7 protein-coding genes and 5 pseudogenes are annotated in these 13379 nt (G+C 57.7%); 6 read left to right on the forward strand and 6 right to left on the reverse strand.

Annotation, left to right across the window (positions count from 1 at the left end):
- Window positions 1-598 precede the first annotated feature (598 nt).
- Window positions 599-1105, forward strand: a pseudogene (locus ACIQJ2_RS00230) (ferritin-like domain-containing protein).
- 89 nt (window positions 1106-1194) lie between these two features.
- Window positions 1195-3342 (forward strand): catalase C, encoded by a 2148-nt coding sequence (gene catE / locus ACIQJ2_RS00235; protein ID WP_400666727.1) that lies wholly within the window; start codon window positions 1195-1197, stop codon window positions 3340-3342.
- 642 nt (window positions 3343-3984) lie between these two features.
- Here catE and ACIQJ2_RS00240 read toward each other — a convergent pair.
- Complete coding sequence (locus tag ACIQJ2_RS00240) at window positions 3985-4281, reverse strand: PRC-barrel domain containing protein (protein WP_400666725.1); 297 nt, start codon at window positions 4279-4281, stop codon at window positions 3985-3987.
- A gap of 758 nt (window positions 4282-5039) precedes the next feature.
- On the opposite strand from ACIQJ2_RS00240, the pseudogene ACIQJ2_RS00245 reads away from it, so the two are divergent.
- Window positions 5040-5378, forward strand: a pseudogene (locus tag ACIQJ2_RS00245) (IS21 family transposase); the annotation flags it as partial.
- Window positions 5379-5477: 99 nt separating this feature from the next.
- On the opposite strand, the gene ACIQJ2_RS00250 reads toward ACIQJ2_RS00245, so the two are convergent.
- The 5 genes and pseudogenes from ACIQJ2_RS00250 to ACIQJ2_RS00270 all read right to left on the reverse strand — a co-directional run.
- A complete protein-coding gene (locus tag ACIQJ2_RS00250) occupies window positions 5478-6179 on the reverse strand; it encodes a tyrosine-type recombinase/integrase (RefSeq protein WP_400666724.1) in 702 nt (233 codons plus the stop codon).
- 43 nt (window positions 6180-6222) lie between these two features.
- A complete protein-coding gene (locus tag ACIQJ2_RS00255; RefSeq protein WP_400666722.1) occupies window positions 6223-6471 on the reverse strand; it encodes a site-specific integrase in 249 nt (82 codons plus the stop codon).
- Entirely contained in the window at window positions 6461-7021 is a 561-nt protein-coding gene (locus ACIQJ2_RS00260) for a tyrosine-type recombinase/integrase (RefSeq protein WP_400666720.1), read from the reverse strand. Before ACIQJ2_RS00260 ends, ACIQJ2_RS00255 begins: the two co-directional genes overlap by 11 nt.
- Window positions 7022-7420: 399 nt before the next feature.
- Entirely contained in the window at window positions 7421-7942 is a 522-nt protein-coding gene (locus ACIQJ2_RS00265; protein ID WP_400666718.1) for an NUDIX hydrolase, read from the reverse strand.
- 103 nt (window positions 7943-8045) lie between these two features.
- Window positions 8046-8444: pseudogene (locus ACIQJ2_RS00270) on the reverse strand (ImuA family protein); the annotation flags it as partial.
- A 282-nt stretch (window positions 8445-8726) separates the two neighbouring features.
- On the opposite strand from ACIQJ2_RS00270, the pseudogene ACIQJ2_RS00275 reads away from it, so the two are divergent.
- The 3 genes and pseudogenes from ACIQJ2_RS00275 (at window position 8727) to ligD (ending at window position 13342) form a co-directional block, all read left to right on the forward strand.
- Window positions 8727-9501: pseudogene (locus ACIQJ2_RS00275) on the forward strand (SOS response-associated peptidase family protein).
- 490 nt (window positions 9502-9991) lie between these two features.
- Window positions 9992-10194 (forward strand): annotated as a pseudogene (locus ACIQJ2_RS00280) (SOS response-associated peptidase family protein); the annotation flags it as partial.
- A gap of 484 nt (window positions 10195-10678) precedes the next feature.
- Entirely contained in the window at window positions 10679-13342 is a 2664-nt protein-coding gene (gene ligD, locus ACIQJ2_RS00285) for a DNA ligase D (RefSeq protein WP_400666717.1), read from the forward strand.
- Window positions 13343-13379: the final 37 nt, after the last annotated feature.

Consider the following 13379-nt stretch of genomic DNA (forward strand, 5'->3'; position numbering starts at 1 on the left):
CGTTCTGTTTTTTCGTTGCGCTTCCGTCGCTCGTCTTCTATCGTCTTGCGCGCCGATTCAGGCGTATTCTCGAGAGCCTCCTGTCGTTCACTATTCGAAATCGATCGACGCTCGCGGACTTTCTTTTTTTCGTCCATGACTTCCTCCGTCACACCACGGTGAAACGCTGCGTCCCTCTTTTTGATCCGCCGATCATGTAAATTCGCGGATGCAAAATCGCACTAGTTGTTCACTTCTTCCGGCAGTGCAGGGATCCTGGCATCGCCATCAGGCGACACACGTCCTCTAGCGCCAGCCGTCGGCTTGATGAGCCGCAAGGTCTTCACACGCGCAAAGGCGGCAAGAAAGCGACTGGCGCCCGTCTCTTCAACCCGTCAACAGCGCGAAATGCACCATCCTTGGCCAGTATGATCGCGAGGCTGGCCACATTGTCGCACATCCGGCGAGAGCAGAACTTCGCATGGCGGCGAAACTTTCTGTTACGGAGCCCAAGCCGCCTAATGCAAAACGCACTGTCTCTCGTGATGAATTTGGAACTTTAGAAGCCGCTGGAGGTTTGGCAAAACATTACCCCTCGAAAATTTGATTGGATCTGACGATGGCTACCGAAAAGACACTGCATGACCTTTTCCTTGATACGCTCAAGGATATTTACTTCGCTGAAAAGCAAATTCTAAAAGCTTTGCCCAAGATGGCGCGTGCTGCGCAATCGGAAGAAGGCAAAGCAGGTTTCCTCAAGCATCGCGACGAAACCCAAGGTCAGATCGAACGCCTCGAACAGGTGTTCGAATTAATTGGAAAGCCGGCTCGCGGCAAGACCTGTGAGGCGATCCAGGGTATTCTGGCTGAAGGCGAAGAGATCATGGAAGATTACAAGTAAACTGCAGCGCTTGACGCTGGCCTTATCTCTTCCGCGCAGGCCGTCGAGCATTATGAGATTGCTCGGTATGGCACGCTGAAGTCTTGGGCAAAGCAGCTTGGGCTTACGGAAGCAATCCCCCTGCTGGACGCCACGCTCCAAGAGGAGATCGCAACCGACAAGAAGTTGACGGCACTGGGCCAGTCCTCGGCGAATGCCAAAGGCTCGATGAAAAAAGCCAGCTAACCAGTCACCGACACTCATCAGGCCGCCCTTTCGAGGCGGCCTTTTGTTTTGCTGATGCCCTTCGGATTTGGAACATACAGGAGGCCCACATGGCCAAGAAAATAACGACAGCGTCCCCTACCCCGAAACCCGACATCGTGACCATCCACGACCAGAAGCTTCAGCGCGGCGCCGGCGGAGAGCTTCATCAAATTGCAGAAGGCAAGGCTCCCGTTCTGACGACGGCCCAGGGTGGACCAGTCGCTGACGATCAGAACTCCCTCCGTGTTGGCCCTCGAGGGCCTCTCGTCGTGGACGATTTCCATTTTCGGGAAAAGATCTTCCATTTCGATCACGAACGCATCCCGGAACGGGTTGTCCATGCCCGCGGTTATGGCGCTCACGGCTATTTTGAGACTTATGAGTCCCTGGCCGCCTATACCAAAGCCGATCTCTTCCAACGCCGGGGTCAGAAGACCCCGGCTTTCGTCCGCTTCTCCACGGTCGCCGGCAACAAAGGTTCCGCAGACCTGGCGCGCGACGTTCGCGGCTTTGCCGTCAAGCTCTACACTCAAGAGGGAAATTGGGATCTGGTTGGCAACAATATCCCGGTCTTCTTCATCCAGGATGCCATCAAATTTCCGGATCTGATCCATGCCGCCAAGCAGGAGCCGGATCGGGCGTTCCCACAAGCCCAGACGGCGCATGACAACTTCTGGGACTTTATCAGCCTGACGCCCGAAAGCATGAACATGATCATGTGGATCATGTCGGACCGAACCATCCCTCGATCCTTGCGTTTCATGGAAGGTTTTGGCGTTCACACCTTCCGGTTCGTGAACGCCAAAGGGGAATCCACCTTCGTCAAGTTCCACTGGAAGCCGAAGCTCGGTCTTCAGTCGGTGGCCTGGAATGAAGCAGTTAGAATCAACGGCGCCGACCCCGATTTCCACCGCCGCGATTTGTGGCACGCGATCCAGTCGGGCAATTTCCCCGAATGGGAGTTGCAGGTCCAGCTCTTCGATCAGAAATTCGCCGACAATTTCGATTTCGACGTGCTCGATCCGACCAAGATCATTCCGGAAGAGATCCTGCCGCCGCAACCGATCGGCCGCCTGGTGCTCGATCGGATGCCCGACAATTTCTTTGCAGAAACCGAACAGGTCGCCTTCATGACCCAGAACGTGCCGCCGGGCATCGATTTCAGCAATGATCCGCTGCTCCAGGGCCGTAACTTCTCCTACCTCGACACTCAGTTGAAACGCCTCGGCGGCCCGAACTTCACCCACCTGCCGATCAACGCGCCGAAGTGTCCCTTTGCGCATTTTCAGCAAGACGGTCACATGGCGATGCGCAATCCGTCCGGCCGGGTGAACTATGAGCCGAACTCCTCCGGGGAAGGACCGCGGGAATCGCCTACGCGAGGCTATCGTCACTTCCCGGCGGAAGAGCAGGGAGCGAAGGCCCGCCTACGTCCCGAAAGCTTTGCCGATCATTATAGCCAGGCCCGGCAATTCTTCATCAGCCAGACACCACAGGAACAACGCCATATCGCATCCGCCCTGACGTTCGAGTTGAGCAAGGTCGAAACGCCCGTGATCCGAGAACGCATGGTGTCTCATCTCCTCAATATCGATGAGACACTGGCGAATACAGTCGGGCAGAAGCTCGGATTTCGATCGATGCCCAGGCCGGCAGACGCTGCGATGCCTACCCGTCAGGACCTGGAGCCCTCGCCGGCGCTCAGCATCGTGGAACGCGGCCCGAAGCGTTTCGAAGGTCGCAAGCTTGGCATTCTGATCACCGATGGCGTCGACGTAAAACTATTGAAGGGCTTGACTGCCGCCATCAAGGCAGAGAAGGCTGTCTTCGAACTGATCGCGCCGAAGGTCGGCGGCGTGAAGGCATCCGATGGAAGCTGGATCCACGCGCATCACATGATCGACGGCGGACCATCGGTCCTGTTCGATGCGGTGGCGCTTTTGACGTCCTCTGACGCGATAATCGACCTCGTTAACGAAGCAGCGGCGCGTGATTTTGTTGCCGAGGCCTTCCGGCATTGCAAGTTCATCGGATTCGACCAGTCGGCCATGCCGCTCTTGCAAAAGGTAGGCATAGCAGAGACGCTCGACGAGGGTGTCCTGGCGCTTCCGGGCGATAAGGGTCCTGCCGCCTTCATCGCCGAGCTTGGCAAGCTGCGTGTCTGGGGAAGAGAGCCGTCCATTAAATCCGGAAAGGCATCGCCGTCGATCAAGTAACCGCGATAGCGGCGCAGCAGGAATGCCGCGCCGCGGCTGCAACTAGATCATAGAGGAAAGTCTCCGTTCAAACCTATATCGCACGGTGATATGGAAACATGAAAAACGTCACTGCCATGGTACATCAGTGATGCGAGGAAATATAAAGAATCCCCCGTTAACGGGAATGGACAAAAGCGACGATAATAACAGCGATCAAACGCGGCCATGTCCCATGAAAGCCGCGCGGCTCCTCCTAGAGATTTTTGGCGTTGAAATGCAACTTCAGCAGTGCAACAAGCCTTCGGGCTGACAGATAACCAAACTCGAACCCGTCAGACGAACGACGACCCGTTCAATGTCCTGCCCAGCGGCAACGCTGTCGAGATGGCACCCGCTTAAGACAATTGGTATCAGATCAATGTATCGAATGATGTCGCGGAACTAGCGGACTGGTCGTTGGCAGTCGCGGTCGTCAGGCCAAGCCCGCCGGCAAGGAAATTAGGTGGAAGGGCCGAAAGTTCCAGTTGAAGCGTTCGTTTGGACCAGTCACTTTCCAAAAAAGCTCCTGTACAGCCAACGCACTGCCGAGCTTTATGCGTCGCAAATTTATAAAAAGCCCAGCGCGGCGGCTGGGCTTATATTTTCGCGGGCCGGCAATGACTAATCTTTGTGCTCAGGCATATCCTTGAGCCTTTCCTTTGTCCAGGTTGTCACGGCATGGATATCGCCGTCATCATCACGCATGAACTCCAAGTCGGTCAACGCAACAGCGACGGGCTTTGCGCCGATTCCGAGGAAACCGCCTACGTCGATGACGGCAACGGCTCCCGGACCTGAGCCGTGGATGTGATCGAGCGTGCCGACCTTTTGATCGTTCACGCCGTAGATGGTCGCCCCTTCAAGTACCGCAGGCGTCAGTTCCACCGTAGTGAGACGAACATGATTCGTATGATCCATCAGTGATCCTCCTTGTTGCCTGAATAGAGGAAACCCGAAGCTAGCCAAGTTGTTCCGGGATTTAGCGAGTCGTTACAAACTTGTTGCCAAACTTCTGCTCGAAGGAGGCATCGGGATTAATGTTGACTAAGCTGTATGTCGCCTCGTTCGGTTGCGCTGGCCGCTGCTCTGGAAATGTGGTACGTGCTCCTTAGCGCAATATTAAACTCATTCGACTGCCAACTAATTCATATTTTCATCCAGATTCAGTTGGGACGAGGCGCGTTTTATTGCCAGGTAATTATTTCAGTCCTGTGAATGCCGAGGGAATACTAAGGGCACATTGTCTTTCCTCCATGCGTCAATCTGGCGGAGGAAATTTCTACAGGCGTCGGACCTTCGGATCAGGGATGCGCAATGTGTCGGCCGCATGCTTCAGGGCCGCCCAGAACGAGCGCCATAATCAGGAACCACAATAGATGCGTCCACACACTCCCCTCGCGTTTCGGTCGCCAACAGAGGATCGCCTGTATCCTTGCTTGGCATTGTAGGTCTCCGCTGTCGAAGTGACGGTCACAACCAGAATGCAAATTCCGAGGCAAGTCGACCCCTGATTCCGAAATGATGCCGCCCTCCAATTCCGAGAATTAGCCGCCCCCTTATTCCGAGATGATGTCGCCCCCTGATTGGGGTGTTTGTCGGGGTGTTCTGTTGGTGAGACGTTCGACCTTTCACTTGCGCTGAGAGGAAGGAACGCGATGCCAGCGGAGAGACTAAAGATGCGGCGTGTCCGCCAGATCCTGAGATACAGATTTGAAGATGGGCTTGGTCACAAGTCGATTGCGCTGCGCGTCGGTGCGGCTCCCTCGACGGTGCGTGAGACACTGCGCCGTGTTGAGATCGCAGGCTTGTCCTGGCCGTTGGGCGACGATGTGAGCGATGCGGTGCTGGAAGCGGCGCTGTACAAGGCCGCAGGGACGAAGACGGGACACCGCCGCAGCGCTGAGGCGGATTGGGCCCATGTTCATCGGGAGCTGAAGCGCAAGCATGTCACGCTGCAGATCCTTTGGGACGAATATATCGGCCTCCACCCTGATGGATATCGCTACAGCCGTTATGTTGCGGTCGGATTTATGTTGCGACTGCGGGGGATGGGCCAAGGATCATGGATGTTTCCTTGGCCCTAGCGCCACATAAGAAGAACGGGATGGTGGTGACTACAATGCTTTCAGGAATGCCATTAGTGACGGCGGGGTTTGTTGCTTTGGGGGCTCCTTCAGGCCGCTGATATCAACTTTGGCCAATGCTTTTGCCTTCATCTCCAGGTCCACCTCGGCGTAAATGTTGGTTGTATCCAACGACACGTGGCCCAACCAGGCGCGGATTGTGTTGATGTCGACGCCCGCGCGCAGGAGGTGGACTGCTGTCGTGTGCCTAATCGTATGGGGGCTGACGCGCTTTGTGGCCAGGGCCGGCATCATTTTGCTCGCCGCGGCGGCATATTGCGTGACGATGCGGTGTATTCCGAATCGTGTCAAAGGATCCTTCCTCCGCCCCAGGAAGACTGCATCGCTCCGATCCCGATCGGTGACGAGGCGAGCCAGCGATACCGCGGTCGCCGGCCACAATGGGCAGATCCGGATCTTGTTTCCCTTGCCATGAAGCCGCACTGACGGAGACGTGCCCAGCTGAAGACTGCCGATCGTCAACCTGGCAGCCTCATCGGCGCGTGCACCGCTGTTGTACAAGAATAACAACAGGGTGTGGTCGCGCACTCCAAGGTTCGTACGTCTGTCGGGTTGCCCGAGAAGCGCATCCATCTCGGCCTTTTCGAGGTAGCCGATCGAGGCTTTTGCCGTCTTCTTGAACGGTATTGCCCTTACGTCGGAACACCAAGCCAAGTGTACCGGCGAACGCATGCCAATGTAGCGCGCCAATGAATGAATGGTCGCGAGCCGTTGGTTACGGGTTGCTTCGCTGCATCGGCGATCGTTCTAGATGGTCCAGGAATTTGCGGACGACTGCCGGCGTCAGCTCTTCCACTGTCATACGATCAATGGCGCAACCTCCTTGCTTGCTTGCAAACGGCAACAGCAGTTTAAGCGTGTCGCGGTAGCTGGCTTGGGTGTTACGGGAAAGATTGCGTTCGGCGACCAAATGCTCCAACAGGAACCGACGGATCCACGGACCAAGGAGGTTCTCATCCTTCATGGTCGGCCCCCATTGCATATTGCGCAAAGCGCTGGCTGGCCGCCTCTAGAAGATCGGGCGTCATGTGCAAATAGCGCTGCGTTGAACGTATATCGATATGGCCAAGGTAGGTTGCGAGTTGCGGCAGCAACCGCTGCATGTCTTGACCGGAACGATACCAGGCGACCACCCGGTGCACAGCTGCGGTGTGACGAATATCGTGCAGTCGTGGCGGCCGAAGCTCGCCGATCGGGCAATTGATTCCGGCGGCGCGACGAACGTGCTGGAACCAGGAAATGACCCGAACGTAGTGCCACGGCCGGCCATCGCGCGTGGTGAACAACGGAGATTCTTCCCCGCGCGGCAAAGGGAGAAGGCGCCGGCGTTCGATATGCGCAGCAAGCTCGCAGTTGAGCTTTGGTCCGATTGGCACGAGCCGCGTTTTGAAGAACTTTGTGTCGCGGACGGTGATGATTTGCTCGCTCAGATTCACGTCGCGCAAGACCAAGCGAAGCGCCTCGCCGATGCGCATGCCGCTACCGTAAAGCAGTAGGAGAAGGGTCCGATACATTGCCGGCACCTGAGGGCTGTGCCCATCCTTCAGGATCGAGGTCGCGTCCAGCAATCGGCGCCGGCAAACAAAGGCATCCGAAAGAGGAAAATCCTTATCACGAAGGAAGCGGCGCCGCCAAGTCGTTTGAGCACGGCCAGCTAGACGCACAAAAGATCAGAAGCAACGATAAGCCACCGGGACGATAGGCTGATGGTCTCAGTCGAGACCGCTTGAGCACTGATCGGCATAATCTATTGGTTCTTGGTTTATTGGCGGAACGCCCGGCGGCCGCCATAGTGGCGGCAGTCAAGACCGATTCACTCACCATATGCTTTCACGCTGGCCATCGCGCCCTGAGGGCTTTCCGCCAGACATCCTTGTCAGCTGATGTCGAAGGGCTGCATGTCTTAGTCGGCCTCACTCGCGCTCTCTGCGGGGCTTGAAATTGACAAGCAGCGACTTGAGCTCGATCTCGCGCACACGCCGGGCCGCCTCGTTGGGACTAACCCACTCCACCCGGCGCTGTCCGCGTTCCTTGAAGTTGGTCTTGACCTCGTTCACTTCCAGCTGAAACATTTCCACCATACACGGGACGACTTTGCCATCGTCGAGATCCTTCAAATAGGTATAGCGACCAATTGGCGTCCTCCACACCTTTCCGCAAACTCCAGCCTCCTGCCGGGCCTCGATCTCGGCAGCTTCGTAGGGTTCCTTGCCCTTCATCGGCCACCCCTTGGGCAGGATCCAGCGTCCGCTGTCGCGCGATGTGACTACGAGTATTTCGAGCTCGTCACCGCCATTGATGTAACGAAAACAAAGTGCGCCGTACTGGTTACGGAATGCCTCGGCGAACAATTGTTCCGGCGTGCGCGCCAGTTGCTGCAGCAAATGCGCTGGCTTTGGTGGTACAGACTTACCGGCATCTTTTTTCGACTTCATTGTATTCAAGTCTTTCAGATTCTTGTCGCGGCCTCAACCATCGTTGCGAATTTGCGTGATGCCACGCCAATCATACCCTCAAAAGGCGCGATAGCGGCGAATGCAGCCTGGGCTCCACCGCCTCTAAGCCCCTCCTCCATGCTTGCCAGCACGTCCTGTTCCTTGTCGGCCTCGACGAACACCACCCGATCGGGATGAAGACCGGCCTGCGCCAATCCCGGAAAGAAAAGGTCCGGCCGCGTCAGGCACCAGAGGATCTGGCCCTTGGTCCTTGCTGCAATCCCGGCGACGCAAGGGCCGCCGCCGCTCCATCGACAGTCCCTGCCCCGCCGCCGGCGAATTCATGCAGGGCGCCATAGGCAAGACCATCACCTGGCAGCACGGCATCGATCTCCGGCACGCCGAACGCAAGACAGCCACGCTTCTTCGTCGCGGCGCCCTCAAGCGAGGCGATGCGGTCGCGCAGATCCAAAATCACCCGGTCGCGGGCAGCAGTCGTCATTCACGGGTGCCTATGAGGTCGTGTTGGACATGATCCAGCTAAATGCACATGTTCACTATCTGTTTCGTTTCGGCCCATGAGTCAAGCGACCAAAAATGGGATTGAAATCCCTCTATTTTAGTGGGTTACGGGATTCGCATGGGGAATCATGGACATGCGCGCCAAGTGCCGCTCGCCTGAATATCCAAAAATTCGGGAGCATATGAGCCGGCTAGCTGCAGTTAGCATCCTCCGAACTCATCGGTTACGGTATCAGCACCCTTGATGGAGACGGGCCTGCCGATGTGCAATGTGTACCACATGGAAGACAAGGACTGGGTGAACAAGTGGGCCCAGGATGCCGAAAGCATGATCAATCTCATGCCGGCCTATCAGATGAACCCGGATCAGATGGGGCCCATTCTTCGCAACACGACCGATGGCAAGAAGCAGCTCGTCCATGCACGGTGGGGCCTTCCCTCCCCGAGGTTCCTCCTTGAAAAGGCAGCCCAGGCCAAAGTCGAAAAGCTGCGGGCGAAGGGCAAGGAATTTGATTTCGAGGAACTGCTTCGTGAGCAGGTGGATCGCGGCCTCACCAATGTGCGCAATCTCAAGTTTCCGCATTGGAAGCGCTGGTTCGGCGTCGAGAACCGCTGTCTCGTGCCCATCACCGGCTTTGCCGAGCCGGATCCGGCAAGCCAGCAGGATGGTGGCAATGTGCCGAATGCCTGGTTCGCGCGCGGCGATGGCAAGCCGCTGATGTTCTTTGCCGGGATCCAATGTGCCGCAATGGACATCCGTGCGCAAGGTCAAGGATGGGCTTACCACCGATGATCTCTATGGGTTTCTGACGACCGATCCGAACAATCTCGCCAAACCCATTCACGACAAGGCGATGCCGGTCCTGCTATTGACCAAGGAAGAAGCTGATATCTGGATGACAGCGCCATGGGAGGAGGCGAAGGATCTTGCCCGTTCATTGCCGGATAACGCTCTCATCGTCATATCGAGTGAGATATATGGTTCGACCATTTTGAGCAAAGAAGGCGAATTGGTCTGTCCGTCCGAGTTGCCGTAGCGCGCAGCCTGCCAACGGCTCAATGAAGTGACGCCTGTTCAGATAACAGCAGTTCATGCACGGCTATATCGACGGTCTCCCCAAGCCGACGCCAGCCGTAGAGATCACGCTCGCCTACCCGGTCTCGGATTGCGGAATAGGCTACGAATACGGAGCAGGCGCGCAGCACCGTTCAGACGAGCTCAATGCTATTTTCCTTCGTGAATGATGCTCTCCGCTTGCAGGAAGGCGAAACGGTGGCTAACGATTGGAGTGGCGTCAAAACGCGAAGGGGTAAAGCGCTTAAAATCGTGCTTTCTGCGACAATTACCTTGGCAGCTCTGGCCACGCCGTCAATGATCCTACTTAGCCACCTTCGCTAGACAGCGTCGATTTCCACACAACGGCATATTCTCCACTCTGCGTGCAAACAAAGGGCGTGTCGACTTGCTGAAGACCGGAAAGTCTCCGATCCCGCCTTATTGGAGTTGCTATTTCCCGCCTATATCGCGGCATCTCGGGCGAGACGGATGATATGAGGCAGGCCTTCACTATGCTGACGATGGCGCCGGTTCCGGACATCGTACCCAATCACGATCGGCCAATCGCCATCCTCGAATGGGACGCTTGGGCCGACTGGCTCTCGATCCAACTGACTCAGCGAGGTCTCTGATCAGGCCGCTTCCCGCAGGAATTCTCAATGTCGAACAGGTCGACAGATGCGCCTTCTCTTCCCTTATAATCATGCTTTCCTCAATGGGCGCGTTGCGGTCGATGACGACGGCGCGACAGAACCGGGGCGTCTCGTCGAATTCTCCGCTGGAACGACGGCGCTCTCGATGTGGCATCGGGATAAAGAGAACATCACCCTCGACGTCCCCGCCTATCGCACCCCTAAAGGCCCGCGCGTAAGCGCTAGGCGTGGCGATTGGTGCGCGGCTCGGATGGTATCTGGCGAACCAAGCGGACGACGTGAACCGCCGCAGACATTGACGGGGAACAAAATATGCGCTGGACACTTCTAATTTGAGAGGTCGCGTGTCGTGTCAACCGGACGTGACAGGGATGACGAACGCGAGGATTTTTCCGGTTTCTCCTTGCGGCCAACGAAATGGCAGTCGAACGCCCCACCTGTCCGGCCCGCGCCTCAGCCCCGTCGTCATTCGGCGCGGAAGGCGGATGTGTACCGGGGACTGCCATGGCCAACTACAAACTCTCGACCTACAAGCAAAAGCGCGATTTTCAGAAGACGCGGGAGCCGAGCGGCAAGGCGGCGTTGAAAGCGTCGAACCGCCGCCGCTTCGTCATCCAGAAACATGACGCGACGCGATTGCATTACGATCTTCGTCTTGAGCTCGATGGGGTGTTCAAATCCTGGGCGGTGACCAGGGGACCATCGCTTGATCCGCATGACAAGCGGCTCGCAGTCGAGGTAGAGGATCACCCGCTCGACTACGGCGATTTCGAAGGCACGATTCCGAAAGGCCAGTATGGCGGTGGCACGGTGATGCTCTGGGACCGCGGCTACTGGGAGCCTGAAGGAAACAAAAGCGCCGAGGAAGCGTTGGCCAAGGGCGATTTCAAGTTCACGCTAGAAGGCAAACGACTGCACGGGAGTTTCGTGCTGGTTCGAATGCGCAATGACCGTGACGGTGGCAAACGCACCAACTGGCTGCTGATCAAGCATCACGATGATTTCTCGGTCGAGGAAAACGGCGCGGCAGTCCTGGAAGAGAACGCGACCTCTGTTGCCTCCGGCCGGACGATGGAAGCGATTGCGGCCGGCAAGGGCAAAAAGCCGAAACCTTTTATGATTGCGAATGGCGAAGGCCAGGCTGATGCGGTCTGGGACAGCAACCACGGCCTTGCTGCTGAAGAACGCGAAGCCGAGAAGAAAACCAAAAAGAAGCCAGCAGCGGTCAAGCCGACGAAGTCCGCAATGCCCGACTTTATCGCCCCACAGCTCTGCGAGACGCTGGAACGTCCGCCCGCGGCGGGCGGCTGGATCCACGAGATCAAGTTCGATGGCTACCGCATCCAGATGCGGATCGAGAACGGCGAGGTGACGCTGAAGACCCGCAAGGGTCTGGATTGGACATCGAAATATCCGGCCATTGCTGCTTCGGCCGCAAACCTACCCGATGCCATTATCGACGGCGAGATCTGCGCTCTTGATGAACACGGTGCACCGGACTTTGCCGCGCTACAGGCGGCGCAGTCAGAAGGAAAAACCGGCGCCCTGGTCTACTTTGCCTTCGACCTGTTATTCGAGGGCGACGAGGACCTCCGTGAACTTTCGCTAACCGAGCGGAAGGAACGGCTGCAGAAGCTGCTTGATGACGCCGGCGACGATCTACGCCTGCGGTTCGTCGAGCATTTCGAGACCGGTGGCGATGCGGTCCTCAGGTCCGCCTGCAAGCTTTCCCTTGAAGGCATCGTTTCGAAGCAAGCCGACGCGCCCTATCAATCCGGCCGCACCGAGAGCTGGGCGAAGTCCAAATGCCGGGCTGGCCATGAGGTGGTGATCGGCGCCTATGCCAAAACGAATGGCAAGTTCCGCTCGCTGCTGGTCGGCGTCAACCGTGGCAGCCACTTCGTCTATGTCGGCCGGGTCGGAACTGGCTATGGTGCAAAGGTGGTCGACACGATTTTGCCCAAGCTTCGCGAATTGGAAACCACCAAGTCACCGTTCACAGGCTTCGGCGCCCCGAAGAGGGATCCTGACATCGTCTGGCTGAAGGCGGAGCTCGTCGCGGAGATCCAGTTTGCGGGCTGGACGGCCGATGGCCTGGTTCGGCAAGCGGCCTTCAAAGGCTTGCGCGAGGATAAGCCTGCCGACGAGGTCGTCGCCGAAAAGCCTGCCTCCCCCGTGGAAGCCGATGTGCCCGATCCTGAGGTAGACGCAAAAGCACCGCCGCCAACCAAATCGTTCCGCAAGGGCGGCAAAGCGAATGTGATGGGCGTGTTGATCTCCAGTCCGGAGAAGTCGCTGTGGCCGGATGCTGGCGACGACAAGCCTGTGACCAAGGTCGAGCTCGCGCAATATTACGAAGCCGTCGGCCCTTGGCTGATCGATCATATCAAGGGCCGGCCGTGTTCTATCATCCGAACCCCCGATGGTATTGGCGGCGAGCAGTTCTTCCAGCGTCATGCGATGCCCGGGACATCGAACCTGCTCGAACTAGTGACCGTGTTCGGCGACAAGAAGCCCTACCTGCAGGTTGATCGCGTCGAGGGCCTAGCCGCCATCGCCCAGATCGGTGGCGTCGAACTGCATCCCTGGAATTGCGAACCGAAGCAGCCTGAAGTCCCAGGTCGTCTGGTGTTCGATCTCGATCCAGGTCCGAACGTCCCTTTCTCCACGGTCGTCGACGCCGCCCGCGAGATGCGCGACCGGCTAGAGGAACTCGGCCTCGTCAGCTTCTGCAAGACGACCGGTGGCAAGGGCCTCCACGTCGTCACGCCGCTTGCGGTGGCGAAGGGCAGGAGGCTTTCCTGGGCAGAGGCCAAGGGATTCGCGCACGACGTCTGCCTGCAGATGGCGCGCGACAATCCGGATCTCTACCTAATCAAGATGGCCAAGAACCAGCGCAACGGCCGCATCTTTTTGGACTACCTGCGCAACGATCGCATGGCGACGGCGGTCGCGCCGCTATCGCCGCGCGCTCGACCGGGCGCCACGGTGTCGATGCCGCTGACCTGGGCTCAAGTGAAGGCGGATCTCGATCCAAAGCGATTTACGATCCGCACCGTACCGGCGCTCTTGGCGAAGACGAGCGCATGGCAGGATTATTGCGACGGGCAGCGATCGCTCGACCAGGCGATCAAGCGGCTTGCCAAGGCACTGAAGCAGGCTGCCTGAGTGATCGGGGCCGCAGGACGACTGAACCTGAATTGGC

Source organism: Rhizobium sp. NPDC092011 (assembly GCF_044756305.1).
Taxonomy (GTDB): Bacteria; Pseudomonadota; Alphaproteobacteria; order Rhizobiales; family Rhizobiaceae; genus Rhizobium.